General features: G+C 61.1%; 22 protein-coding genes. 13 read left to right on the top strand and 9 right to left on the bottom strand.

Going from position 1 to position 24,695, the window contains the following annotated elements:
* Positions 1-28: 28 nt before the first annotated feature.
* The 6 genes from IE093_RS15855 (at position 29) to IE093_RS15830 (ending at position 6,289) form a co-directional block, all read left to right on the top strand.
* Positions 29-976 (top strand): ABC transporter permease, encoded by a 948-nt coding sequence (locus IE093_RS15855; protein WP_189470867.1) that lies wholly within the window; start codon positions 29-31, stop codon positions 974-976.
* 43 nt (positions 977-1,019) lie between these two features.
* The gene (locus IE093_RS15850) at positions 1,020-1,886 is read left to right on the top strand and encodes an ABC transporter permease (protein ID WP_189470865.1); all 867 of its coding nucleotides are present in this window, start codon (positions 1,020-1,022) and stop codon (positions 1,884-1,886) included.
* The gene (locus tag IE093_RS15845; RefSeq protein ID WP_189470863.1) at positions 1,883-2,644 is read left to right on the top strand and encodes a GntR family transcriptional regulator; all 762 of its coding nucleotides are present in this window, start codon (positions 1,883-1,885) and stop codon (positions 2,642-2,644) included. Before IE093_RS15850 ends, IE093_RS15845 begins: the two co-directional genes overlap by 4 nt.
* A 72-nt stretch (positions 2,645-2,716) precedes the next feature.
* Positions 2,717-3,805 (top strand): ABC transporter ATP-binding protein, encoded by a 1,089-nt coding sequence (locus IE093_RS15840; RefSeq protein ID WP_189470861.1) that lies wholly within the window; start codon positions 2,717-2,719, stop codon positions 3,803-3,805.
* 109 nt (positions 3,806-3,914) lie between these two features.
* Complete coding sequence (locus tag IE093_RS15835; protein ID WP_229803649.1) at positions 3,915-4,841, top strand: oligopeptide/dipeptide ABC transporter ATP-binding protein; 927 nt, start codon at positions 3,915-3,917, stop codon at positions 4,839-4,841.
* Positions 4,842-4,957: 116 nt separating this feature from the next.
* Complete coding sequence (locus IE093_RS15830; protein ID WP_189470857.1) at positions 4,958-6,289, top strand: MFS transporter; 1,332 nt, start codon at positions 4,958-4,960, stop codon at positions 6,287-6,289.
* A 99-nt stretch (positions 6,290-6,388) separates the two neighbouring features.
* On the opposite strand, the gene IE093_RS15825 is transcribed toward IE093_RS15830, so the two are convergent.
* From IE093_RS15825 to IE093_RS15800, 6 genes are all read right to left on the bottom strand, one after another.
* The gene (locus tag IE093_RS15825; protein ID WP_189470855.1) at positions 6,389-7,714 is read right to left on the bottom strand and encodes an NAD(P)/FAD-dependent oxidoreductase; all 1,326 of its coding nucleotides are present in this window, start codon (positions 7,712-7,714) and stop codon (positions 6,389-6,391) included.
* Between the two features lie 182 nt (positions 7,715-7,896).
* Complete coding sequence (locus tag IE093_RS15820; RefSeq protein ID WP_189470853.1) at positions 7,897-9,378, bottom strand: NAD-dependent succinate-semialdehyde dehydrogenase; 1,482 nt, start codon at positions 9,376-9,378, stop codon at positions 7,897-7,899.
* Between the two features lie 234 nt (positions 9,379-9,612).
* Positions 9,613-10,107: an Lrp/AsnC family transcriptional regulator gene (locus tag IE093_RS15815; protein ID WP_189470851.1), complete on the bottom strand. Its 495-nt coding sequence runs from the start codon at positions 10,105-10,107 to the stop codon at positions 9,613-9,615.
* A 171-nt stretch (positions 10,108-10,278) separates the two neighbouring features.
* Complete coding sequence (locus IE093_RS15810; protein ID WP_189470850.1) at positions 10,279-11,205, bottom strand: 2-hydroxyacid dehydrogenase; 927 nt, start codon at positions 11,203-11,205, stop codon at positions 10,279-10,281.
* Positions 11,206-11,370: 165 nt separating this feature from the next.
* The gene (locus tag IE093_RS15805) at positions 11,371-12,231 is read right to left on the bottom strand and encodes a GNAT family N-acetyltransferase (protein ID WP_229803648.1); all 861 of its coding nucleotides are present in this window, start codon (positions 12,229-12,231) and stop codon (positions 11,371-11,373) included.
* Between the two features lie 267 nt (positions 12,232-12,498).
* A complete protein-coding gene (locus IE093_RS15800; RefSeq protein WP_229803647.1) occupies positions 12,499-13,383 on the bottom strand; it encodes a GNAT family N-acetyltransferase in 885 nt (294 codons plus the stop codon).
* Between the two features lie 427 nt (positions 13,384-13,810).
* On the opposite strand from IE093_RS15800, the gene IE093_RS15795 reads away from it, so the two are divergent.
* From IE093_RS15795 to IE093_RS15765, 7 genes are all read left to right on the top strand, one after another.
* The gene (locus IE093_RS15795) at positions 13,811-14,479 is read left to right on the top strand and encodes a haloacid dehalogenase type II (RefSeq protein WP_189470848.1); all 669 of its coding nucleotides are present in this window, start codon (positions 13,811-13,813) and stop codon (positions 14,477-14,479) included.
* Positions 14,480-14,587: 108 nt separating this feature from the next.
* Positions 14,588-14,998, top strand: coding sequence for a helix-turn-helix transcriptional regulator (locus IE093_RS15790; RefSeq protein ID WP_189470846.1), 411 nt, complete (start codon positions 14,588-14,590; stop codon positions 14,996-14,998).
* Positions 14,999-15,092: 94 nt separating this feature from the next.
* Positions 15,093-16,160: a GNAT family N-acetyltransferase gene (locus IE093_RS15785; protein ID WP_229803645.1), complete on the top strand. Its 1,068-nt coding sequence runs from the start codon at positions 15,093-15,095 to the stop codon at positions 16,158-16,160.
* A 133-nt stretch (positions 16,161-16,293) separates the two neighbouring features.
* Complete coding sequence (locus IE093_RS15780; RefSeq protein ID WP_229803643.1) at positions 16,294-17,454, top strand: M20 aminoacylase family protein; 1,161 nt, start codon at positions 16,294-16,296, stop codon at positions 17,452-17,454.
* Between the two features lie 112 nt (positions 17,455-17,566).
* Positions 17,567-18,844 carry an NAD(P)/FAD-dependent oxidoreductase gene (locus tag IE093_RS15775; protein WP_189470842.1) on the top strand — a complete coding sequence of 426 codons (1,278 nt, stop codon included), beginning with the start codon at positions 17,567-17,569 and terminating at the stop codon, positions 18,842-18,844.
* Complete coding sequence (locus tag IE093_RS15770; protein ID WP_189470840.1) at positions 18,841-20,295, top strand: aldehyde dehydrogenase family protein; 1,455 nt, start codon at positions 18,841-18,843, stop codon at positions 20,293-20,295. Before IE093_RS15775 ends, IE093_RS15770 begins: the two co-directional genes overlap by 4 nt.
* 80 nt (positions 20,296-20,375) lie before the next feature.
* Positions 20,376-21,095: a cupin domain-containing protein gene (locus IE093_RS15765; protein WP_189470838.1), complete on the top strand. Its 720-nt coding sequence runs from the start codon at positions 20,376-20,378 to the stop codon at positions 21,093-21,095.
* A gap of 138 nt (positions 21,096-21,233) precedes the next feature.
* Here IE093_RS15765 and IE093_RS15760 read toward each other — a convergent pair whose 3' ends face one another.
* The 3 genes from IE093_RS15760 to IE093_RS15750 form a co-directional block, all read right to left on the bottom strand.
* Positions 21,234-21,641 carry a RidA family protein gene (locus IE093_RS15760; protein ID WP_189470836.1) on the bottom strand — a complete coding sequence of 136 codons (408 nt, stop codon included), beginning with the start codon at positions 21,639-21,641 and terminating at the stop codon, positions 21,234-21,236.
* Complete coding sequence (locus IE093_RS15755) at positions 21,641-22,804, bottom strand: DSD1 family PLP-dependent enzyme (protein WP_189470835.1); 1,164 nt, start codon at positions 22,802-22,804, stop codon at positions 21,641-21,643. The genes IE093_RS15760 and IE093_RS15755 overlap by 1 nt, the downstream gene beginning before the upstream one ends.
* A 110-nt stretch (positions 22,805-22,914) precedes the next feature.
* Complete coding sequence (locus tag IE093_RS15750) at positions 22,915-24,237, bottom strand: NAD(P)/FAD-dependent oxidoreductase (protein WP_189470834.1); 1,323 nt, start codon at positions 24,235-24,237, stop codon at positions 22,915-22,917.
* Positions 24,238-24,695 lie beyond the last annotated feature (458 nt).

Raw genomic sequence — 24,695 nt, 5'->3', positions numbered from 1 at the left:
TCATTCGATCATTGGGAGGTCTGACAGCATGTGGATTTTCATATTGCGCCGACTTGCGGTGCTTGCACTGGCTCTATTGGTCGTATCGTTTCTGGTCTTCCTGATTCCTTACGTAGGTGAAACGGATCCGGTACGGGCACTTGCCCGGGCACGCTTCGGCCGTCTGGATCTGGATGCGGCTGCCATCGAGGCGCTGCGCATCGAGCTGGGGATGCACCGTCCCTTGCTGGTTCAGTACCTGGACTGGCTGGGTAATGCCGTGATCGGCGATTTCGGCAACTCGTACATGAGCCGTGAACCGGTCATCGAGCAAGTCTGGTCGGCGCTCAAGGTGTCCATCGTGTTGACGTTGGCCGCCCTGGGCTTCGCCTTCGCGGTAGCCGTCCCCTGCGGCAGCATTGCGGCCCTGCGTCAGGGCAGTGCATTCGACTCCATCATCAAATCGCTCAACCAGGCATTCGTTGCAGTGCCCGAGTACTGGCTTGCCCCCATGAGCATTCTCGTCTTTGCCCTCTACCTGGGGTGGCTGCCGTCCGCCGGTTGGCGTGGGCCGGAATCGGTGATCCTGCCGGCCCTGGCCTTGTCTCTTCGTCCCATGGGCTATTTCACCCAGGTCATGCGGGCATCGATGATCGACGTGCTCAACTCGCCACACATCGTGGCGGCACACAGCCGGGGGCTCAGCATCCGGCGCACGCTGATCGCCCATGGCTTGCGCAATGCGATGTTGCCCGTGATCACGCTGTTTTCCGTGTGGATGGCGGGTCTGCTCGGTGGTGCGGTCGTCATAGAGGTCATCTTCGCGGTGCCTGGCATGGGGCGGCTGGTTTACTCGGCAATCGTCAATGGCGACCTCCCCGTCCTCCAGGCAGGGCTTGTCGCTATCGTCACCTTTGCCGTGCTGATCAATACGCTCACGGACCTGGCCTACACCGTTCTCAACCCGGTAGTGAGGTTCAACAATGCCGCAGCTTGAAACCCCAGTGTCTCCGGACATCGTGAAAGGCATGAGATCAAGAATGGGCAACGTGCACATGGCATGGTCCTTCCTCGCCCATCTCTCCCAACACAACCGTACGCTGTTGCTGGCCAGCAGCGTGTTCGCCACAGTGATCGTACTGTTGCTTCTCACGCCTTGGATAGCACTACACGATCCCTCGAGCATGACGCTCTCGGGTCGTTTTTCGGGCCCCAGTGCAGAACACTGGCTGGGGCTCGACCACCTGGGCCGTGATGTCTTCAGCCGTCTGCTCTACGGCGGCCAGTTCTCGGTTTCCATTACTGCCATTACCCTGGTGATCGCGGCCGTGGTCGGCACGCTATTGGGGGCGATCAGTGCCAGGATCGGCGGAGCCGTTGACGAATTCCTGATGCGTATAGTGGATCTGGTGATCTCGTTTCCGGATGTGCTGGTGGCGCTGTTCCTGGTTGCCATTCTGGGGCCCGGTTACGGCACGTTGATCCTGGCGCTCACCCTGACTGGCTGGACGCCCTTTGCGCGCATGACACGCGGGCTGGCACTGGAGATCAATGCCAAGGATTACATCCGGGCGGCGGAGATACTCGGCTGTTCCCGCACCTTCATCATCCTGTATCACGTGCTTCCGAACGTGCTCCGACCCTTGGCGACCATCGCCTTCCTGCGTTTCGGCCACAAGTTGATTACGGTGGGCAGCCTGTCCTTCCTGGGGCTCGGGGTGCAACCGCCCGACACGGACTGGGCCGCCATGCTCGCGGAAGCTTTGCCCTACCTGGATCGCGCCCCTTTCCTGGTACTGATTCCCGGTTTGGCGATCTTCATTACCGCACTGAGTGTCACCTTGATCGGACAAGGCCTTGAAGCACACATGGATGAAAAAATGAAGTGGCGGCATGATAATAAGTGACTGATATTTCACTAATGATGATGAAGGATTGCGCCATGATGAAGTTACATTCAGGACCAAAACCCGTGCTTCGATTGACCATGTCCAGCATGGTGACCGAACAAATTCGTGATGCGATTCTCTCCGGCGTCTATCCCCCGGGCATGCAATTGAACGAGAAACTGGTTGCGGAAAGCTGTGGTGTCAGTCGTGGGCCGGTCAGGGAAGCGATTCAACGTCTTCTGCAGGAAGGGTTGCTGATCAGTGTGCCTCATCGTGGAGTATTCGTACCGGAACTCACCGAAGACGATCTCGAAGATATCTACTTTACTCGTGACGCCGTGGAGCGTGCGGCATTGCGGCGAATCGTCCACTCCGATGCCAGGCAGGGACTTTCCGAACGGCTCCTGTCAATCGTGGAATCCATGCGCATAGCTGCCGAACAGGAAGACTGGGCTGAAGTCGCTGCCCAGGATATCCGCTTTCACTCCGAGCTGGTGAATGCTGCCGGCAGCCAGCGGCTGTCACGCTTGTTCACTACGCTCATGGCGGAAATGGGGCTCTGCCTCAACCAGTTGCTTGGGGTATACCGCGGACGTGGGCGGCTGATTGAAGAGCATGAGTACTTGGCGAACCTGATAGCGAGTGGTGATGCGGAGCAACTAGAAGCAGCGATCGCCGATCACCTCCAGGAGCCGGTCGAGACCATCCGCAATGCGTGGGAAAAAGCGAGACAAGGAACGGCACAAACGAGTGCCACTCGTGCGGAGAAAAGCTGAGTCGGCAGAACTGAAACTGAATGAGCGTGGCTAGACACAATCACCCGCATAATCACAACAAGGGGGTTCTAGATGCTTGTCAATCAAACAATAATGCAGCACCAGGCACGACCGGAAGTCTGTGCACCGGTTCTCGAAGTCGAGCACCTCACGGTAGGTGTTCCTGGCGTCGGCGCTATCATCAATGACTTGAACTTGACCATTCGGCGCGGCGAAGTCGTGGCACTGGTGGGTGAATCAGGATCCGGCAAGAGCATGACTGCACGTAGCTTGATGCGGCTGATGCCTTCCGGTATTTCGATTCTCAATGGATCGGTACGGGTTTGTGGAGATGAAGTTCTCTCCTTGTCCGAGGAGAAATTCAATGAGTTCCGTGGCGCCAGAATCTCCATGCTGTTTCAGCAGCCACATGTGATGCTGGACCCGACTTGCACCGTTGGTGCCCAGGCCGCCGAGGCACTGCATGTCCACCGTCACCTTTCCGCCGTCGAAGAACATGAGCGGGTCTTGCAGCTATTCCGCGATGTAGGGATTCCCGAGCCGGAAGAACGGATGAAGTGTTATCCGCACCAGATGTCCGGTGGCATGGCTCAACGTGTGATGATTGCGGCAGCCCTGAGTGCCGAGCCCGATCTCCTCATCGCCGATGAGCCGACGACCGCCTTGGATGTCACCGTGCAGGCGCAGATCCTTCAGCTTCTGGATCGCAAACGTCGCGAAAGCGATCTTTCCATCCTGTTGATCACTCATGACCTTTCCGTCGTCTCGGCGATAGCGGACCGCGTGGCCGTGATGTATTCAGGAGAGATCGTGGAACAGGGGACGACGCAGGAGATCCTGCGTAACCCGAAGCACCCCTACACCCAATCGTTGATCCACTGCGCCCTGTTGGAAGCGGATGAGACGGGGCAGTTGTATGCCATTCCCGGCAATCCTCCCGAACTGTTGTCCAAGGTCGAGGGGTGCCGGTTCCGTTCACGCTGTCAGGTCGCCGAAAAGTGGGGGCATCCCGAAATCTGCTCACGACTGGCTCCGCCCATGGTCGAGCATGGGGGTCCAGGCTGCTGTGCGCGGTGCTGGATCGGTGCACCGAATGATATGCAGGTACAGGCTATCAAGATTTGCCAGTCCGACGAGGAGGGCCATCGTGATGACTGCTGAGCCAAGAACCGCATCCCACGCCACGTCACCGATTCTCCAGATAACGGATGCCGTAAAGTACTATCCGTTACGTGGAGGTCTCTTTCGTCAGCGTCGGAATGTGCGATCCGTGGATGGCATCAGTCTCTCGGTCGCACCAGGTGAGTCCCTGGGGCTGGTGGGTGAATCGGGCTGTGGCAAGAGCACCTTGGCACGTCTGATTCTCGGCATGTCGTCACTGACATCGGGGCATATCGACATCGATGGCATTGATGTCTCATCGGTCAGGGGGGAATCGCGCAAGCGGCTGCGGCGCACCGTGCAGCTCGTTTTCCAGGATCCTTTCAGTGCGCTGGACCCTCGCATGACGATAGGCCGCAGCCTGTATGCTCCGCTGTCCCAGAACCGCATCGGAACCAGGCCCGAGAGGCTGCAGCGGATCATCCGCGCCTTGGACGATGTCGGCCTGGATCCGAGTTTCATCAACCGCTTCCCCAGCCAGTGCTCCGGCGGTCAGCTGCAGCGGGTGGTGATCGCTCGTGCCCTTCTGCTCGAGCCGCAAGTGCTGGTGTGTGACGAGCCGACTTCGGCGCTGGACTCATCCATGCGATCCCAGATCCTCAATCTCCTGGCTGCGCTAAAGAAGCGCTACAACCTCACCCTGGTGGTCATCTCGCATGATCTGCGCGTGGTGCACTACCTGTGTGAGCGGGTCGCCGTGATGTATCTGGGGCGTATCGTGGAAATCGCCGAAAGCGAGGAGCTCTTCAAGAAGCCTCGTCATCCTTACACCCGTTCGCTGATCAATGCCTCCATGCTCGAGGAGAAGGGGCTGGTAGGGTGTGCCTCGGCGCGTGGTGAGCCGCCAAGCCCGGTCGCACCCCCGCCTGGCTGCAGTTTCCATCCCCGTTGTCCCATCGCCAGGCCGGAGTGCGCGCGAGCTCTCCCGGATTTGATTGCGATTAGCGATGGGCACCAGGTCCGCTGCCCATTTCATTCCGCTGTAGAAGAAGGAGATAGCCTCGCCAACCGTACGGATATGGCAGAAATGCGGTAGTCCCCAGCCCTGTACTTGGATCAACAAGAATAGAGAACGACACTCATGCCCTCGAACACCACGCTTGACGTTCCGGTGTACCACCGCGAACGCTTGGCCGGTTAGCGGCGCAGATCATGTTCGAGCCGTTGCGCGACTGGCGATACCGTCGTTTATTCTCGGCCCAGTGCATCGCACTGCTGGGAACCGGCCTGACCACCATCGCCCTGGCACTGCTGGCTTTCGAGCTGGCGGAGGAGCGGGCGGGGGTGGTCATGGGTACGGCGTTGGCGATCAAGATGGGGGCCTATGTCGTCGTAGCGCCCTTGGCTCAAGCCGTCGCCGAGCGTTTGCCCCGACGTTCGGTGCTGATTCTGCTGGAGCTGCTGCGCGGTGCCGTGGTACTCCTGCTGCCCTTTGTCACCGCGGTGTGGCAGATCTATGTGCTGATTTTCGTGTTGCAATCCGCTTCGGCGGCTTTCACACCGACGTTGCAGGCGACGATTCCTGGCGTTCTGCGTGAGGAGCGGCTCTATGTCCAGGGACTCTCCCTGACACGACTGGCGCACGACCTGGAAAACCTGATGAGCCCACTACTGGCGGCTTACCTGTTGACCCTGGTTTCCTTCAACCTATTGTTCGTCGGTACGTCACTGGGGCTGTTTGCTTCGGCCGCGATCATCGCGATGACGACACTTCCCCATTTCGAACGTGCCGAGCAGCGTTCCTTCGCCACCCGCGCACTGCGTGGCGTCAAGATCTTCCTCCATACTCCCAGCTTGAAAGGGCTCACCGCCATCCACTTCGCCATTGCTGCAGGCGGCGCCATGGTGGCGGTGAACACCGTGGTTTACGTGCAGAGTATCCTGGAACTGGGTCAACGTGACGTGGCACTGGTCATGGCATGTTTTGGTGCTGGCTCGATGACGGTGGCGCTGCTGGTGCCGCATTTGCTCGATCGTGTAAAGGACAGGACCATCATGCTGGCGGGTTGCATCGCCACAGTGGTTGCGCTGGGCATCGGGACACTGGCCCCTCAAGCCCTGTGGAGCTTGTTGCTGCTGTGGCCACTACTGGGTGCTGCCCTTGGGGCGGGTGTGACTACCGCAGGTCGGGTGTTGATCCATTCGACAAGGGAAATTGACCGCCCAGCCGTGTTCGCGGCGCACTTCTCCATTGCCCATGCGGCATGGCTGGTAACCTATCCTACAGCTGGAGTGGTAGGCGCTTGGTTCGGCCTGGAGTCCGCTTTCCTGGTGCTGTGCCTACTGGCACTTCTGGGTACTCTACTGGCCATGCGTGCATGGCCTGCGAGATTGGCCGTCACGATAGAGCATGTGCACGCGGATCTGCCTTTGGATGATCCGCACCTGACTGATGCCCTCGGGCGGCGTCACTCCCATCCTATCGTGATCGATGACCTGCATGGCACTTGGCCAACGGCAGGTGGCAGAGTGGAACGTCTATAAATGGGATATCCACCGGTCGATATCGCGTTGCTCCTTCCAGGGTGGTGCGTGCGATAAAAAAATGCGGGAGCAGCGCTCCCGCTAATCACAAGGGAAGTGTCAGAACTCGGATACCTTGCCCCAGGCTCCTTGGTTCAGGCGAGCAAGCTTGTATTGGCGATGATCGACAAAAGGCGTTTTGCCCATCACCATTTCGGCGATCAGACGTCCGGCGCCGGGACCGATACCAAAGCCGTGACCGGAAAAACCGGCGGCCAGCAGGAAGCCGGGCAGGTTCGACGCCTCGTCGATTACCGGTACGCCATCGGGCGTGCTGTCGATATAGCCCGCCCAGCTCGCCTGTATCGGCACAGTGCCGAGAGCGGGTAAGAGGCGCCGTGCGCGGGACAAGGTTTCATTCAGAATTCCCTCCGACGGGCGTGGGTCGAGGATGCGGATACGCTCCATCGGGGTGGGGCGGTCGAGCGCCCATTTGCTGCGGGTCTCGTGACCGGACAGCCAGCCCTGCAGGTCACCGGGGGAGAGAATGCGCCAGCGTTTGGCGAACATTGGCAGAAACTTCGTTGCGAACCGCAACTGCTGGGGAGTCGGATCCACATTGGCCCGTCCCGAAACCGCCAGGGTATAGCCGCCGTCGCCGCGTCGGGTGACCGATACCTCCGCTGTGTGCAGAGCATCGGGCAGACCTTTGGCGCCTGGCATGACCGAGAGAATGGAGGAGCGGACCGATGCCTGCGGAAAGCGGATATCGAGCTGGCGGCAGAAGGACGAGGCCCAGGCACCGCCGGCCATCACGACCTGAGTGGTTTTGATCACCCCTTTCTCGGTAATCACTCCCGATACCCGTCCCGCCTCAGTCTCGATTCCGCGTGCCGCACAAAACTGATGTACCGTACCACCATGCTTGAGAATGCCCTTGGCAATGAGCGGCGCAGCCCGGGACGGATCGGCAATGCCGTCAGAGGGTGAAAACACTCCTCCTTTCCAAGGCTTGCCGGTCGCTTGACCGCGCTCCGAGGCCTCGGCTGCACTCAACATGTGCGTCGTGACCCCTTGGGTGATCGCGAAATCGCGCCATTTGCTCCAGCCGTCCAACTCGGCTTGATTGTCCGAGAGGTAGAGAAGCCCACAGCGACGGAAACCGAGATCTTCGCCAAGGTCGACGGTAATCTCTTCCCAGAGTTCGAGGCTCTTGGTCGACAATGGCAGTTCGCGCGCGTCGCGGTTCTGCTGGCGGCACCAGCCCCAGTTTCGGCTGGATTGTTCGGCGCCTATGCGACCCTTCTCGAGAAGGGCCACATTCAGGCCCTGGCGCGCCATGAAATAGGCCGCGCACACGCCGATGATGCCACCGCCGATGACGACCGCATCGGCGCTTTTTGGCAGGTCAGGCGTGGACGGAATCGTTATCAAGGGAGCCGGCATAGGGGTCTCCTGGCCTGGCTATCAATTGTTATACCGCTTCAGAGCGAATACAGCCACACTGCCAAAGCGGTTACCTGCGTCAATGCTCTATTTGTCCGTTCAGCTCAGCAGTTTGCCGAAACGGTCGAGCGTTACACAGGGGCGCAAGTGGTGCAATGACGGCATGACGAGCACGCAAAGTTTCAGGCGAGATTGCCCTGGCACAGATATTTGGTCGCCATGTAATCATCGAGGCCGTAGCGCGAGCCTTCGCGTCCGTAGCCCGACTCCTTCACCCCGCCAAAGGGGGCCGACTCGGCGGCGAGCGCGCCTTCATTGATACCGACGAGCCCGGTTTGCAGCCGCTCGGCGAGGCGCCAGATGCGGGCGACATCGTGGGAGTAGAAGTAGGCGGCCAGACCGTAGGGCGTGTCGTTGGCCGCGTCCACGACTTCCTCCTCATCCCGGAAGCGGAACAGGGGGACCACCGGGCCGAAGGTCTCGTCCTGCGCCAGTTCCATTTCGTGGCTGGCATCGCCGAGGACGGTGGGGGCGTAGTAGTTCGGCCCATCGGTATCGCTGCCGCTCAGGCGCTGGCCGCCCGTCAGCAGACTGGCGCCGCGGGCCACGGCGTCCTGCACGTGACGTTCGATCTTGTCGACGGCTCGGGCGTTGATCATCGGGCCGATCTGGCTGTCATCGCGATCGCCGGGACCGACTCGAAGAGACTGGACGCGAGCCACCAGCTTGTCGGCGAAGGCCTCATAGACCGAGTCGTGAACATAGACCCGGTTCGGGCTGACGCAGGTCTGGCCGCCGTTGCGGAACTTGGCAGCCATCAGGCCCTCGACCGCTGCATCGAGGTTGGCATCCTCGAATACGATGAAGGGAGCATTGCCGCCGAGTTCGAGCGAGAGGCGCTTGAGTGTGGGCGCCGAATCCCGGGCGAGCAGCTTGCCGACCGCCGTCGAGCCTGTGAAGGTGATCTTGCGTACCCGGGCATCGTCCAGCCATGCACCTACGACCTCGGATACCTGTTCGCGCGAGGACGTGACGATATTCAGCACGCCTGCTGGCAGCCCGGCTTCCTCGGTCAGTGCGACCAGCGCGAGAGCGGTCAGGGGCGTATCCTCGGCCGGCTTGGCGACAACGGTACAGCCGGCGGCGAGTGCCGGTGCGATCTTGCGGGCGATCATCGCCAGCGGGAAGTTCCAGGGCGTAATCGCGGCCACCACCCCGACCGGCTCCTTGGTGACCAGCATTTTCTTGCTGCGCACCGGCGCGGGGATGATGTCGCCATAGCTGCGCACCGCTTCGGCCGCGAACCAGTCCACGTAGGAGGCGCCGTAGGCCACTTCTCCGCGCGCTTCCGACATCGGCTTACCCTGCTCGCGGGAAATCAGTCGCGCGAGATCCTCGGTATGTTCCAGGATCAGCGCGTGCCAGCGTTTGAGGAGCTGCGCACGCACCGCTGCCGGCTGCTGACGCCAGGAGTCGAACGCACGGTGTGCCGCGACAGTGGCTGCCTGTGCATCTGCTGCTGTGCTGTCGGCAACGGTCGCTATGGCTTCACCGGTCGCCGGGTCGCAGACGGGATAGCTTGCGCCGACGACACTGCTACACCATTGCCCGCCGATAAAGTTATTGGTGCGCAGGAGGTCGGGACGATCGAGATTGAGAGCCATGTCTGCTGCCTTGTAATGTCGGATGGGAGTCGATAACTGGGGCAGCGGGATGTCGCTGCCTCCGGTTTCAGCCCGGTCGTGAAGGCCGTAGCGTTGACACTATGGTAGGCATTTCCACTCGACTGGGGCTGTCGAAATGGGAGGTTGAAATCGCAGGATCGTGCGTTTTCCAGGGAGGATTCGGAAGCTTATGCCGTGGCCGGGTCGGTGGGGGGAACCCAGCGTATCGCATATTCACTCATTGGTGCTGAGCAGGTTTTCGATCGGGTAGTACTTCTTGACGATGGGGGATTTGATCACGATAAAGCTGAAATACTTATCGATGCCGATGCGCTGCTCGAGCAGATCTTCCATGACATTCTGGTAATGGACGACATTGCGGGTCAGGAACGTCAACTGATAATCGAAGCCGCCGCTTACCAGATGACACTCCATGACTTCGTCCACCTTGCGAATGTAGGACTCGAACCGGGAGAAATCCTCGAGCCTGTGGTCGGACAGTGTAACCTGGGCGAAGACCCTCTGGATGCTGCCCAGCTTTTCGAGCTGAATATTGGCGCTATAGTCGGTGATGTACCCAGCCTTCTCGAGGCGTTTGACGCGGGTCAGGCAGGGACTGGGGGAGAGGCCGACAGCATCGGCCAGATCGACATTCGAAATCCGACCGTGACGCTGCAGATGGCTCAGAATACGTATATCGAGGCGATCCAGTTTAGGTGCGCTGCTCATCGAGAACTCCGGTCGGTTCAGTCGATCAGACGGATAGTAACAGGTGATAGCGCGACGCACCATTAACCCGGTGCGTCGCTCACGACTGGTATCGCAGCACGCCTGCGCTGGACAAACGCCATACTGCAATTACTACGGAATCGATGATGATAGCCGGGCGATGCGACAGACTCAGTAACCACGTTCTCGGTCCACCAGGCCGATCAGCGGAAGCCCTTCGCGGTGGCGACGGATGTTGTCGAGCACGGCCTCGGCGGACGTATCCGGCTGGGTCATGCTGGCAATATGGGGTGTCAACAGGATGCGTGGATGACGCCAGATAGGATGATTCTGCGGCAAAGGTTCGACGCGACAGACATCGAGAATCGCTGCCGAGAGCTGATTGTTGTCGAGGGCGTCCAGCAGGTCGGCTTCGACCAGGTGGTCGCCTCGTCCCAGATTGATCAGAACGGCGCCTTGCGGAAGGTGACGGAACAACTGATGCGAGAGAATGCCGCGAGTCTCGGCAGTCAGCGGTAGTAGGCATACCAGGATATCGGTACGCGCAAGGAAGTTCTGCAGTCCGTCTTCGCCGGCGAAGCATTCAATGCCAGGCATGTCTTTCTCGGAGCGGCTCCAGCCTGCGCATTGGAAGCCGAAGCCGTGCAGTTTCTCGAGCACCGCTTTGCCCAGGACGCCCATGCCAAGCACCCCGACACGTCGCGAGCTCGCAGTGCGGACCGGCATCGGCTTCCAGACGCCCTCGCGTTGTTGGGCGATATAGGTAAGCCAATCGCGATGAGCGGCTAGTACGGCCAGCGTGGCATATTCGATCATGCCGGCGACCAGGCCGGCTTCGACCATACGTACGACCGGTATATGGGCCGGTATGCAGGAAAGGTCGAACTGATCGACACCGGCTCCAATCGAGAACACCAGTTCCAGGTTGGGAAAGGTATCTGCAAGGTGTTCCGGCGGCTGCCAGGCGGCTAGATAGCGGACCTGGGCCGGGTCGCCGGTGGATGGCCATATATGAAAATCGATCTCCGGTGCCTGTGCCGCGAACAGTTCCGCCCAGCGGGCGCCGCGGACTGGCTCGGACTTGTAGAGAAAACTCATTTCTCATCGTTCCTTACTAAGGGACTCGCTAATAGCCTGATTGAGGATATGGCATGCGGGCACCATGGGCATTGTTCTCAGGCAGGCGTCGATAATCGACATCCATTCGAAGTTCCATGTCATCAGGGTAGAGGGCTGCGGCCATTCCCAGCTTTGGGATAATCCTTAGCCAATCGCCTGGCCGCTGACGGCAAACTGGCGCATGCTGGGATCCGCATGCGGGGGCTCACCGCGTACCATGACGACGGGAGTATCCACCTGCACGAGTCCAATCTCGTTGAGCCAAGGGCTCAATTCGCATGAGTCAGGCACGTCGATACGCACAAAAGAGTCGACACAGAGGCCAATCAAGTAACTGATCATGGCCTTGGCGCGATCAGCATCGAGCGCGACCACCGGGCCAATCACATAACCGCGTCCAAAACGGCGCATCAACGCGAAACCGGTTAGCTCGCCGTCATTGTCGAGGACGATACCTTCGGAGACGTTCAGCAGCGAATTGAGCAGTGTAGCACGCGGCATACCGCAGGCGCGGGCAGCGAGTTCTGCCAGTCTGGGGCAGTCATCGCTCTCGATCGGACGGATACTTTCACCTGCGGGAGGTGCCACGACTTCGGGCTGAACGATGGTTCCCTGATGTTGATGGATCCTGCCGATCGCCTTGAAACCGAGCCGTTCATAGAGCGGCTGCCCGGCAGGGGTGGCGCAGAGCAGGGTGTTGCGCTCGCCGAGTTCCACCAATAGCCGGTTCATCAGTTCGCCACCGATGCCGTTACCTTGTGCCTCTGGTGAGACGATCACCATACCGAGCGAGCCGTAGTCGTCGCCATGGCTCCAGCATAGCGCTGTGCCGATGGGTTGGCCGTTACGCTCGGCGACAAAGCCGCTGCCGACCCGATGCAGGAATTGCCAATCTTCCAGGCGGTGCGGCCAGCGCACCGCCTGCGACAACTGATAAGCGGCAGGGTGGTCGCTTTCCAACATGCGCCGGTAGGTAATTTCAGTTTTAGAGTTTTGGGTTTCCATGACAAGTTCCTCCGTATCCCTTGTTACTCTGGCGTTTGAGAACAGCGAATACTAGGACGTTCTTGCTTAATGGCGCGGATTGGGCGCAATTCGGCAGCAACCTTTGCAGAAGAGGGATGAAGCGCAGATAGTGCCAGTGTCATCCAGCTTTCCGGCACAAAATTCGGCGGGCGATGACTTGCAACCGAGGTGATCAGTTTGCGCTCGGCTCGCCCTGTCATCAGCCATGTACAGAGTGACACTTGGCCGTTGTGATCGTGTCACGCCCTAGCCAATGGTATGGCCCGCGAGTGCAAACGTGTAGACTCCGGTATCCTCCTGTGGCCTTGGCTCGCGGGACATCGTTGTCACCCTGTCAAACTCCGATAGGCCGCAATGGTTGAGGAAGTCCGTGAATCCGCCCATGGTCTGGGCCGTGTCGACCCGGAGAAAGCTTCCTGCATGAGCCGCCACATGGGGAGCGGTCAGGGCGATGGCGTCGGCGGCATCTCTCGCGACAACCGGACCTACGACATGGCCGCGGCCAAACTTGCGGCACAGTGCAAAGCCGGCCATGCCCCCGTCGCGTATCAGCACCGTGCTGTTGGAGCGGTCGAGAAGCGCAGCGAGAATGGTGGTTCTGTCTGCTCCGAAGGCTGCTTTGTCGAGCTGGGCCATGTCCACCAGATCCGTTGCGGCAAGCGTGCGAATCTGCGCGCCGGCCGGCATTGGGACCTCGCCGGGATCGACCGCCTCGCCCTGATGCTGGTGAACCACGGCAACAGGCTTGAACGCAAGGGATTCGTAGAGGCGATGGGCTGCCTGGGGCGCATTCAATTGGATGTGGCGGCCACTGCACTCTCGCATCACATGTTCCATCAGCCAGCGTCCGGCTCCCAACGCCTGGAGCCGCGGCGATGTGATGACCATTCCGATCGTGACGAAATTGTCCCCCATCGGGAACCACATCGCCGAGCCGACGATCCGGCCGATCTCGTCGCAACCGACATAGCCCTTCCCGAGTTGCAGCAGCAGGCGCCAATCGTCGGGTCTGTGCGGCCAGCCGACACCCACCGACAACTGATGCAGCTTGTCGATATCGGCTTCCTGAATGTCTCTTATCGTCAGCTCGTAGGTCTGCAGGCGCTTTGACATCTCGTTGGACACTGACATGACTTCCTCGACGAGTTCTTTTCTGGGACTGCCAGGCTGGCATAGCAGCACCGGTGATCGGCTATGGGTGTACGACTGGCACTGATGGTGATGTGTAAAAGGTTCCACCGTGGGGATTTTAGTCTGGCATTGGAGTGGCACCAATACTAGGACGTTCTTGCCGGGTTGGTGCGAGATAGCCGGGCAATCGATAGCCTTTGTTTTCTGCGCGGCAGTTTCTGCCGTGTGGTGCGGCGAATACCAATGTTTCTGTGTCCGAGCGAGGTGAAATCGAGGCAAAGTCGCTCTTCAAGGGTGGTGTAATTGTTACAGGAGCAGGCCTGTACCGAACGGGGTTCCGGGGGAAGGGTCTCTTCAGCATTCAGTCAATCCGGGCGAGCGGATTTCGGATGAACACTAACCCATGGATTAAGCGGAGTATACCAAGATGACCACCTTGAGGCCCAAATACATCAGCTTCGACTGCTATGGCACGCTGATCAATTTTCAGATGGCCCCTACAGCGTGCGAAATCTTCGCCGACCGCATCGCGGCGGCCGATATGGATCAGTTCACCCGCGATTTCGCGGCCTACCGGCTCGACGAAGTCCTCGGCGATTGGAAGCCCTACGATCAGGTGGTGTGCAACGCCGTACGGCGCACCTGCCGTCGCTGGGGGATCGAATACCGCGACAACGAAGGTATGAAGTTCTATGACGCAGTCCCGAGTTGGGGGCCGCATCCGGACGTTCCGGAAGCCCTGGCGCGCCTGGCCCAAGAATATCCTCTGGTGGCATTGACCAATGCGATGGACGTGCAGATTCCGCACAACATCGAGAAGCTGGGCGCCCCCTTCCATCGCGTCTATACCGCACAGCAGGCGCAGGCGTATAAGCCTCATCTGAAAGCGTTCGAATATATGTTGGACCAACTCGGCTGCGGCCCGGAGGACATTCTGCATGTGTCTTCGAGCCTGCGTTACGACCTGATGTCGGCCCACGATATCGGCATCAAGAACAAGGTTTTTGTCGCCCGAGGCCATGAGCCGTCGACTCCCTACTACAACTATCACGAGATTAGCGATCTCGGCGGTCTGCCGGCACTGGTCGGGCTCTGATCGCGGCCTGAGACACAACCTGGCGCGGGCACTGAGGTCTTCGCTGCAACTGTGCCCGTTTCCGGTCGCACGGGAGATTCCGGTGACTTTGGTTTGAGAGTGCTGAACATGAACGTGAATCGGAGAGGCTCACCTGCATGGCATGACGGCGGCTCTGTGACCGACGGGACGGGAGCCGAAGAAGACACGGCGCTGGCGGTCGCGATGGCCAAGCAATATATCGATGAGTACTTCTACGAGCCGATCAACCTCGACGATCTGGCGGAATGTGTAGGGATGACGCGTTTCAGTCTGGCCAAGCAATTCCGTCAGCGTGTCGGGGTTTCCCCCTATCGCTATGTCTGTCAGGTACGGGTCCGGCAGGCGCAGTTCATGATGGAGCAGGGACAGCGGCCTACGGAGGTTGCCAGCGAGGTCGGCTTTTTCGACCAAAGTCATTTGGCGAGGCACTTCAAACGCCTGTGTGGAATGACGCCGCGTCAGTACAGAACACGCTGCATGCAAGCCGCAGCTCAATAAGTTCCGTACGCGCCATTCGGCTCCACCACCCTGATGTTCGAGGGCGTGCCGAGCTATCCGAACAACAGTCGCTTCGGTCGCATGATCGAGAAGTATGGGGTATGTGATCCGTGCGCTGATGCAACAGGACGAGGATGATTGCAACAGCCTCGGTCTTGTCCTCATGCTCCGGCATCTTGTTTCGTCGTCATTGCGCAATTCAGCGGAAAATATGTCGGATCCGGACGAGTACAGCACAACTGACATCGCCGGGCCACGTACACTGATAACAAATGAACGGCAGAGATGCGGTGAGATGTCAGAGCGAACTAACGAGGCAGTGGAAGTGCGGGCTCCGGAGCTGACAAGATTCACTTCCGCGCACCTGCAACAGGCGTTGGGGCTATCGTCCGAGTTGGGTTGGCCCTATCGGCTGGAGGATTGGGCCTTCGCCCAAGGACTGGGAGAGGGCTGGGCGCTCGAGCAGGCTGGTAGGCTGATCGGTACCGCCATGCGGTGGCAGTATGGTCATGCATTCGCCACGCTTGGCATGATCATCGTCGCGAACGCGTCCCAGGGGCGCGGATATGGCGCACGCCTCTTCGACGCGCTTCTGGATGACGCGGGACCGCAGACCCTCCTTCTCAATTCCACACGGGAGGGTTTGGGGCTATATAGTCGCTGCGGGTTCCTGCCCATTGGAGAGGTGTATCAGCATCAAGGTGTGCCTACGCCGGGATTGTCTTCCCCAGAGTTGGGCTGGGTCCGGGCCGCCGGGGTCTGCGACCTGCCAATGATCGATAAGCTGGATAGCGAGACAGTTGGCATGCCGAGGGGCCGTCTCTTGCAGCGTCTGGCGCAGGCAGGGCGGCTGAGCGTCATTGTCCGCAACGGTGTCGTGACTGGTTACGCCGCCTGCCGACGCTTCGGCCGCGGCCATGTGATCGGTCCTGTGGTCGCGGAAGATGTTACGCACGCACAGGCCCTCATAGAGGACGCCATCTCCAAACTGCCGGACACCTTCATACGGGTGGACATCTCCACCACCCCCGACCTCGGTTCATGGCTGGAAACAAGAGGCTTGAAGCGCGTTGACACGGTGACGGCCATGGTGCGGGGAGCGCCACCGCAGCCTTCTGGAAACGCCCGTCTGTTTGCGCTTTGCAGTCAATCATTAGGTTAGGAGCACTCCAAATGAGCACCGTTACGTCTCAGTCGCCTCTCGTCAAAGGGGCAGAACCCAGAGATTCGTTGGAGAACTTGTCTACTCTAGCGTTCGCCGATGCGGTCGAGGCTGGGCAGTGATGGCGGCCGACATGATCGACGACCTGTTGCCCGAGTTGGTCGCGTTGAGGCGCGACCTGCACACGCATCCGGAGCTGGCCTTCAAGGAAGAGCGCACTGCCGGCATCGTTGCGGCGGAGTTGCATCAGCTTGGGCTCGAGGTGCACGAAGGCATCGCGGGCACCGGTGTGGTCGGTACACTGCGGCACGGCCAGGGCACGCGCAGCATCGGTCTGCGTGCCGACATGGACGCATTGCCGATCACCGAACAGTCGCGTCTCGCACATGCGAGCCGTAACGCCGGCGTGCATCACGGCTGCGGCCACGATGGTCATACCGCAATGCTGCTCGGCGCGGCGCGACAACTCGCGCGCACGCGCCGCTTCGACGGCACCGTGCACTTCATCTTCCAGCCAGCTGAGGAAGGGCACGGCGGTGCGCGCGTAATGGTTGAGCAGGGCCTGTTCGAGCGCTTTCCTTGCGATGCCGTGTATGCCCTGCACAACTGGCCGGACCTGCCGCTCGGCCACGCGCAGACGCGCGTTGGTCCGATAATGGCGGCGGCCGACCGCTTCGATATCGTGTTGCGTGGCCGCGGCGGCCATGCGGCTCAGCCGCACCTCACTCCCGACGTGCTGCTGGCCGCAAGCCAGCTCGTCGGGCAGCTGAACACCATAGTCGCGCGGCGCATCGATCCGGCAGAGTCGGCGGTGTTGTCGGTCACGCATGTGAGCGGCGGGGCGAGCCACAACGTGCTGCCGGCCGAGGTGGCCTTGACCGGCACGGTCCGCAGCTTCGACCCTGCGGCGCAGGATCGCATCGAAGGCGCGCTGCGCGACGCCGTGGCAGGTATCGCCCTCGCGCACGGTGTCGAAGCCGATGTGAACTATCTCCGCTACTATCCGGCAACGGTGAACAGCGAGGCCGAAGCGCTGCTGGCGATCGAAGCGGCCGCATCCGTGGGGCTGCAGGCGAGCCTCGCGGCGCGACCGGCGTTCACGTCGGAGGACTTCGCCTTCTTCCTGCGTGAGCGGCCGGGTGCTTACCTCTGGCTCGGGCAGGGGGGTGAATGTGCGCTGCACCATCCCTGCTACGACTTCAACGACGAAGCGCTGCCGCTTGGCGTGCGCTGGTTCTGTACGGTTGCGGAACGCGCATTGGCGCCTACTGCTTCCGAACCGACCTCAAAATGAGCGCCGCACATCGCCCCGCGCGCAGCGTCGTGCCGATTGCGGAACTTCACCACGGCTATCTGATCGCGATCGAGGCGGTGTCCTCTGACAGCGGAAAGAAAGTGAGGGGTTTATGAAACTCAAGTCGTACTGGCTGGATACCGCCCCCGCATTCACCGGCGTCTCGAAAGAGCCGGTCGCGGGCAAGGCGGATGTGGTCATAGTGGGGGGCGGACTCACCGGCTCTTCGGCCGCGCTGGCCCTGGCGAAGAAAGGCGCGCGCGTCGTGCTTTGCGAGGCGGAAACCGTGGGTAGCGCCGCGTCAGGCCGCAACGGCGGCATGTGCAACAATGGTTTCGCTCAGGACTACGCCGTCATGTCGGCGAAGCTGGGCATGGAAACGGCCAACCGCCTCTATCGCGCCTTCGATGCGGGAGTGGACACCGTGGAGCGGTTGGTGCGGGAAGAGGACATCGACTGCAGCTTCGCCCGGACGGGCAAGCTCAAGCTGGCCGCAAAACCCGAGCACTACGACAAGCTTGCCCGCACCCAGGAGTTGCTCGCCGCCCAGGTGGATCCCGACACGCGCATGGTGTCTCGAGCGGACCTGCCGGCTGAGGTGGGCTCGCAGCGGTACTTCGGAGGCATGATCTTCGAGAAGAGCGCCGGCATGCATGTCGGACGTTACGTGACGGGCCTTGCGGAGGCCGCTGCCCGTCGCGGCGCGCAGATCCATCAGCACACCCCCGTCATGGGGCTGCGCCCACTGCCCGGCGGGGGACACGAGGTCACCACACCCCAAGGACGCATCACCGCATCTCAGGTGCTGCTCGCCAGCGGCACCTCGAATGTCGGCCCGTTGGGCTGGATCCGACGCCGCATCGTTCCGGTGGGGGCCTTCATTATCGTGACCGAGCCGCTTCCGATCGACGTGCTGGACCGGCTCCTGCCGACCCGGCGCATGACGGTGGACACGAAGAACCTGGTGAACTATTGCCGGGTGACCCCGGACAACCGCTTGCTGTTTGGCGGTCGCGCCCGCTTCGCCGTCTCCAATCCGAAGTCGGATGCCGAGAGCGGCGCTATCCTGCGCAATTCGATGTGCGAGATGTTCCCGGAACTCGCCGATGTGCGTATCGACTATTGCTGGGGCGGCATGGTGGACATGACTCGCGATCGCCTGCCTCGGGCCGGTGAGCGCAACGGGATTTATTATTCGATGGGTTACAGCGGCCACGGTACCCAGATGTCGACCTATATGGGGACGGTGATGGCCGAGGTGATGGACGGACGCGCCGAGCTTAACCCGTGGAAAGACTTCCACTGGCCGGCCATACCCGGCCACTTCGGCACTCCGTGGTTCTTGCCCATCGTGGGAGCCTACTACCGTCTAAAGGATCGATTCCAATGATCTCACCCATTGCACATCTCAGGAACGCAGACCGTCTTGATCGCATGTTCATCGGCGGCGAGTGGACCTTATCTGAACCCTTGGCCCGAACCGGTGTCATCGACCCCTCGACGGAGGAGTCCGTCGCCGAGATCGTCCTGGGCAGCAGCACGGACGTCAACACGGCGGTGGCCGCGGCGAAGCGCGCGTTCGCGGGCTGGGCCGCCACCTCGCCCGAGAGCCGGGCCCAGTTTCTGGATCGCATCCACGCCCTGATCCTCGAGCGGACGGAACTGTTCGCCCATGCCCTCTCGCTGGAAATGGGCGCGCCCATCGGCTATGCGCGCAGCACTCAGGTAAAGCTTGCGGCGGAGCACATCTGCGTGGCCCGGGACAATCTGGCCACCTATCCCTTCATCACCCATCGCGGCACCACGGCCATCCTGCGCGAGCCGATCGGCGTGTGCGGTCTGATCACCCCCTGGAACTGGCCGCTCTACCAAATCACCGCCAAGGTGGGCCCCGCCTTGGCAGCGGGATGTACGGTGGTGCTAAAGCCAAGTGAGCTGTCGCCCCTTAGCGCCTTGCTCTTCGCGGAGGTGATGCAGGATGCTGGCATACCGCCGGGAGTATTCAACCTCGTGAACGGTGATGGCCCGGGGGTTGGCGCTGCCCTGTCGGCCCATCCCGACGTGGACATGATCTCGCTGACCGGCTCGACCCGGGCCGGTGTCCTGGTGAGCCAAGCGGCCGCCCCGACGGTGAAACGGGTGGCTCTTGAGCTCGGGGGCAAGTCCCCCAACGTCATCCTGCCGGATGCAGACCTAAGCCGTGCCATCGCCCCCGGCGTGGCGGCCGCTTTCCGCAACCTCGGGCAGTCCTGCAGCGCGCCAACGCGCATGATCGTGCCCCGCCAGCACCTCCAGGAGGTCGAGCGTCTCGCCTGCGCCGCGGTATCCGAGATGGTCGTCGGCGATCCGCGTTCAGAGCTGTCGACCCATGGCCCCGTGGCGAACCGCGCCCAGTTCGAGCGGGTGCAGGCCATGATAGCCGTGGGGATCGCCGAGGGCGCACGGCTCGTCTGTGGCGGCCCTGACCGACCCGAGGGTCTGTACCGCGGCTTCTACGTACGCCCCACCGTCTTCTCCGACGTGCAGTCTCACATGAGGATCGCTCAGGAGGAGATTTTCGGGCCGGTCCTCTGTGTCATTCCCTATGACAGTATCGATGAGGCGGTGGCGATTGCCAACGACACCATCTACGGCCTCGGCGCCCATGTCCAAGGCGGGGATCTCGAGGTGGCACGGTCAGTGGCGGCTCAGATCCGCTCCGGACAGGTACACATCAATTACCCGGCCTGGGACCCCAACGCACCCTTCGGCGGGTACAAGCGTTCGGGAAATGGTCGCGAATACGGGATCGAGGGCATGGAAGAGTATCTGGAGACGAAATCCGTCCTCGGTTTCCAGTAGGCCTGACGACCACTACAGCACCGGCGCAATGCCGGTCATCAACCCATCATCATCACGTGTGATCGAGCACGGGAGCCATCATGACCTTAGCCGTAATGCTACATCGCGCCGACGGCGCATCCATCGACACCGCATTTCGCAAGACGCCATTCGGGAAGGCGGACCCCTTCGCGCAGCATCGTGAAATTGCCTGGGACGGACCGGACGCCATGGCCGCGGGCCGTGTCAGCTTCGCTGGAGAGCTCAGTGTTTCGAGCTTCCCGCACCTTGAAACGATCGTGGTCGTCACTGGCGAATTGACGCTGACCGAAGCCGGAGCGGAGCCATTGGTCGTCGCTCCAGGGTGGGGCGTCGTTGTGGGACGCGGAACGGAGGTTCACATCCAGGCCCAGTCCGGCACCCGCTTCGTGTTTTGTACGGCTGCCGGGGCCGCTTCGCCGATGCCTGGCCTCACCCCGCTCAGCCCGGACGCTGACTTCAAGCCGTCCGCGACGCTGCCGGCAGAAGTCCTGCTTGGCCCGGCCCCGGAATGCCGCAGCGACAACGTCTTTACCGACGACCAGGCGCAGTATCTCGCAGGCACCTGGGATTCCACGGGATATCACCGGATCATTCGACCTCACGGCAAGAATGAGTTCATGCATCTGGTGGCTGGTCGTGTGAAATTTGCCCTCTCCGACGGCGGCGTGCTGACGGCGGGCGCTGGCGATGCGCTCTTCGTGCCCAAGGGCACATCCGTCGGATGGGAAAGCACAGAGCGAGTAGCGAAGTTCTATGTCGTCCAAGCCGTCCACGACTGAGACGCAACGCGCCGGAGCATCGCCTTGTTCCGGCGCACTGAAAGGTTCTGTGACAATGCAGAGGGCCGAAGGTACGAGTCATACCTTCGGCCCTCTGCATTGTTACGCCAACTCGTTGGGATAACCCGCTTTCACCGGTTATGTCGAATCGACGGCCGCGACGGCATCGATTTCCACCAGATAGCCGTAATGAAGTTCGGGAACGGGAACCACGGCGCGGGCTGGCTTGATGTCGCCGAGAGCTTCGGCATAGACCGAATTGAATTGTGGCCAATTCTCCACGCCGACAATATACGCGGTTACCTTCAAAAGTCGTTCCGGCGAACTGCCGGAAGCCCTTACCACCGCCAGCAGATTGTCCAGCGCCTGCCGTGCCTGATCCTGGAAAGAGACTTCGGGAGCGTGGGTACCGTCGGGGCGAACCGGCAACTGGCCCGACACATGGACCATCCCGCCACAGACCGTGGCCTGGACATAGTGGCCGGCCGGCACAGGGGCCTGATCAGTCAGGACTGTCGCAATATCGGAGGGGTTGTTATCGCTCATCACCAGCCTCCAAATCGCGGCCATTCGGCCTCAATGACATCGGAACCGTCGCGAACCACATGATAGCTGCCATGCTGGGCACCGGTGGCACAGGCGTGATTGGGCAGGATGCGGATCCGAGTGCCGATCGGCAGATCGGGAAGGGTGCCCTTTGATCCGGAGCGCAGGGCGATAACGCCGTGCTCCTGATTGGCATCCGCCACGATCAAGTCGTTATAGGGCTTGCCGTGCACGTCGCAGACCAGACCGTAACCCTGGTCGACATCCTGTTTCGCGGTACCACGATCCCGGGACATGGCCATCCAGCCCGCATCGACGAGAATCCATCCCTTGTCCGGCTGGTGCCCGATAACCGTCGTTAGTACCGAGAGGGCGATATCGTCGACCGTGCAGACGCCGATGCCGGCCATGACCAGGTCAAAGAAGACGAAAACGCCGGCCCTGACTTCGGTAACGCCGGTGAGGTCCCGACTGAAATGGGCCGTGGGCGTGGACCCGACACTGACAACAGGGCATGGCAACCCGGCTTCACGCAGGGCTTGTGCCGCCTTGACCGCACCCGCGCGTTCCTCTTCGGCGCACTGCTCGAGCGCCGCTCGACCCCGAGCGGAATAGCTGCCGCCGGCATGGGTGAGCACCCCGCGCAACTCAGCACCCCCCTCGTGGAGGGCGCGGCCGATTTCTACCAGTCTTTCGGCGTCGTCCGGCAACACGCCCGAACGATGGCCGTCGCAATCGATTTCAATCAGCGCGGGAATGCGGGTGTTCGATTCGCTAGAAGCGTCGGCAACCAGGCGCGCTTGCTCGACACTGTCGAGTATGACGGCAAGATCCACACCCTCGGCGCGCAAGGCCAGCACCCGGCCCAATTTGCCGGGTGCGATACCGACGGCATAGATGAGATCACGCACACCGGCTGCGGCGAATTGCTCCGCCTCCTTCAACGTCGAAACCGTTGCCGGACCCGCGTCGCTCATCATGACCCTGCGGGCCACCCCCACCGATTTCGCTGTTTTCAGATGCGGCCGCAACCTGGGCCCGAGGGTGGCCAGGTGGGACTTCAGACGCTGGACATTGCGGTCCATGCGGTTCGCATCAACGATCAGACATGGGGTTTCGATCGTTTGAAGCGTGGCTTTCTCCACGGAAGCCTGATTAACCATTATATTGACTCTCCTGATTCTACATTTCGCTGCCTGACAGCCTGTTTAAAACGCCGCGCTGGTATAGCGTTGCCGACGATAAGAGCGTCGCTGGTCACGGATGACCCGAGTTAAAGCGCGCCTACTTCCACCTTCGAGCCATCGATCAAACGCGAGAGGCGGTAGGGTTTGGGGTCGACACAGGGGGTATCGTTGGCGACCAGGTCAGCCGCCAAATGGCCGATTCCCGGACCCAGACCGAAGCCATGTCCGGAACAACCCGCCCCAAGGAAGAAACCCGACATCCCATCCACGGCGGAGATCACCGGCACGGCATCGGGTGTGCAATCCACATAGCCACCCCAGGACTCGGCCACTTCGACGTTCGCCAGAGCCGGGTACCGCTTTCTGACCCGCTTCAGGATCTCGGCAATGGCCTCGGACCTGGGCGCGGGATCGAGCACGCGGATGCGCTCCAACGAGGACGGCTTATCCGAATCCCAGCCCGCCAGCCCTTCCGGGCCGTGAACGAAAGATTTGCCGATGCCGAACTCCATGGCGCCCAACCGCTTGATGAACATGGGCAGAAAGGCCTTCCCATAGCGCAGGCCCTGCGGCGTGATTTCAAGCCGTGCCTTACCACTGATGGCCATCGTATAACTGCCGTCGAGGCGGCGGGTAAGCGCGCAGTCCGGCGTGTAGATCACCTCCCCGATATTCGGCATCGGGCGCGTACGCAGCGCGGTCTGGCGCACGCTCGCCTGGGGGAAGCGAATCCCGTGCCGCCGAAGGAACGCCGATGCCCAGGCGCCGGCGGCACACAGGACCGACTGGGTCCGGATAACCCCCTTTTCGGTGATCACGCCCGTCACCGCGCCATTGGTCACATCGAGACCGTAGGCGGCACAGTTCTGGTGGATGCTGGCGCCGAGCGCGCGCGCACCCTCGGCAATCCCCGGCGCCGCGATGGCGGGTTCCGCCTTGCCATCGTCAACGGAATGGACGCCGCCCAGCCAATTGCGCCCCACGGCCGGGATTGCGGAGGTCGCCTCCGCCGGGCTCAGTATTCTCGTATTGATGTCGAACTGGCGCGCCGTCTCCAGCCAGTTTTCCCATTCGGCGAGTTGCTTGGCATCGTCGGTGGCGTACTTGAGGCCGCAGCGGCGAAACCCGAGATCCGTGCCAATCTCCGTCGTGAGTTCGCCCCATAGCCGCATGGCTGTACCGGAGAGCGGCAGTTCACGGGCATCACGGTTCTGCTGTCGGCACCAGCCCCAGTTACGGCTCGACTGCTCGCAGCCGACATAGCCCTTCTCGATCAGGGCGACCGAATGGCCCCTCTTGGCCAGAAAATAGGCGGCGGTCGCGCCGACAATGCCGCCGCCGATAATGACGACGTCAGCCGAGGAAGGAAGATTCTCATCGCTTGGGATGCGCTTTATCGATGGTGACACGGCAGGTGACCTTATGTGATTTCGGGATTATCGAGCGTCGGTCGAAGCCGAGGAGGACGCAGGCCTCCAGATACTCTTCCAGGCCCTCAATGCGATCTCTCCGGTCACTGCCCGATCGCCTGTAGCAGCCCACCCGATATTCGCTATACCGAAAATCAGTATACGGCGCACGCTGCGACATTAGTTGCTGCGTTCTTGGGGCCAACAAAGAGAAAATGTCAAAAGTGCGCACGAAAATGGCAGGATTTCTATGACATCCAATGGGCATGCGCCGGAGCATTTCCCTTCCGGCTTGCTGAAAGGGTTCTGTGATAATAAGGGGCCGAAGGTGGGCGGATGCAGGTTCTGAGTGCAACACAGTCATTGGATTGATGATGGCCCTTCGTGACACTTCGCCATCAGCTCTTCCATCATTTCGATGGGGCACTTGAAGTCGAAACGTTTGCGCGGCCGGATAT

The sequence above is a fragment of the Litchfieldella qijiaojingensis genome (genome assembly GCF_014651875.1).
Lineage (GTDB): Bacteria > Pseudomonadota > Gammaproteobacteria > Pseudomonadales > Halomonadaceae > Litchfieldella > Litchfieldella qijiaojingensis.
The sequence above is the reverse complement of the archived record's forward strand: the minus strand, read 5'-3'. Positions and strand labels throughout refer to the sequence as shown.

Bases quoted from the DNA above. Each gene is read 5' to 3' on its own strand.
- IE093_RS15855 (WP_189470867.1), top strand. From the start codon at position 29: ATGTGGATTTTCATATTGCGCCGACTTGCGGTGCTTGCACTGGCTCTA.
- IE093_RS15850 (WP_189470865.1), top strand. From the start codon at position 1,020: ATGGGCAACGTGCACATGGCATGGTCCTTCCTCGCCCATCTCTCCCAA.
- IE093_RS15840 (WP_189470861.1), top strand. From the start codon at position 2,717: ATGCTTGTCAATCAAACAATAATGCAGCACCAGGCACGACCGGAAGTC.
- IE093_RS15830 (WP_189470857.1), top strand. From the start codon at position 4,958: ATGTTCGAGCCGTTGCGCGACTGGCGATACCGTCGTTTATTCTCGGCC.
- IE093_RS15825 (WP_189470855.1), bottom strand. From the start codon at position 7,714: ATGCCGGCTCCCTTGATAACGATTCCGTCCACGCCTGACCTGCCAAAA.
- IE093_RS15820 (WP_189470853.1), bottom strand. From the start codon at position 9,378: ATGGCTCTCAATCTCGATCGTCCCGACCTCCTGCGCACCAATAACTTT.
- IE093_RS15815 (WP_189470851.1), bottom strand. From the start codon at position 10,107: ATGAGCAGCGCACCTAAACTGGATCGCCTCGATATACGTATTCTGAGC.
- IE093_RS15810 (WP_189470850.1), bottom strand. From the start codon at position 11,205: ATGAGTTTTCTCTACAAGTCCGAGCCAGTCCGCGGCGCCCGCTGGGCG.
- IE093_RS15805 (WP_229803648.1), bottom strand. From the start codon at position 12,231: ATGGAAACCCAAAACTCTAAAACTGAAATTACCTACCGGCGCATGTTG.
- IE093_RS15800 (WP_229803647.1), bottom strand. From the start codon at position 13,383: ATGTCAGTGTCCAACGAGATGTCAAAGCGCCTGCAGACCTACGAGCTG.
- IE093_RS15795 (WP_189470848.1), top strand. From the start codon at position 13,811: ATGACCACCTTGAGGCCCAAATACATCAGCTTCGACTGCTATGGCACG.
- IE093_RS15790 (WP_189470846.1), top strand. From the start codon at position 14,588: ATGAACGTGAATCGGAGAGGCTCACCTGCATGGCATGACGGCGGCTCT.
- IE093_RS15785 (WP_229803645.1), top strand. From the start codon at position 15,093: ATGGGGTATGTGATCCGTGCGCTGATGCAACAGGACGAGGATGATTGC.
- IE093_RS15780 (WP_229803643.1), top strand. From the start codon at position 16,294: ATGATCGACGACCTGTTGCCCGAGTTGGTCGCGTTGAGGCGCGACCTG.
- IE093_RS15775 (WP_189470842.1), top strand. From the start codon at position 17,567: ATGAAACTCAAGTCGTACTGGCTGGATACCGCCCCCGCATTCACCGGC.
- IE093_RS15770 (WP_189470840.1), top strand. From the start codon at position 18,841: ATGATCTCACCCATTGCACATCTCAGGAACGCAGACCGTCTTGATCGC.
- IE093_RS15765 (WP_189470838.1), top strand. From the start codon at position 20,376: ATGACCTTAGCCGTAATGCTACATCGCGCCGACGGCGCATCCATCGAC.
- IE093_RS15760 (WP_189470836.1), bottom strand. From the start codon at position 21,641: ATGAGCGATAACAACCCCTCCGATATTGCGACAGTCCTGACTGATCAG.
- IE093_RS15755 (WP_189470835.1), bottom strand. From the start codon at position 22,804: ATGGTTAATCAGGCTTCCGTGGAGAAAGCCACGCTTCAAACGATCGAA.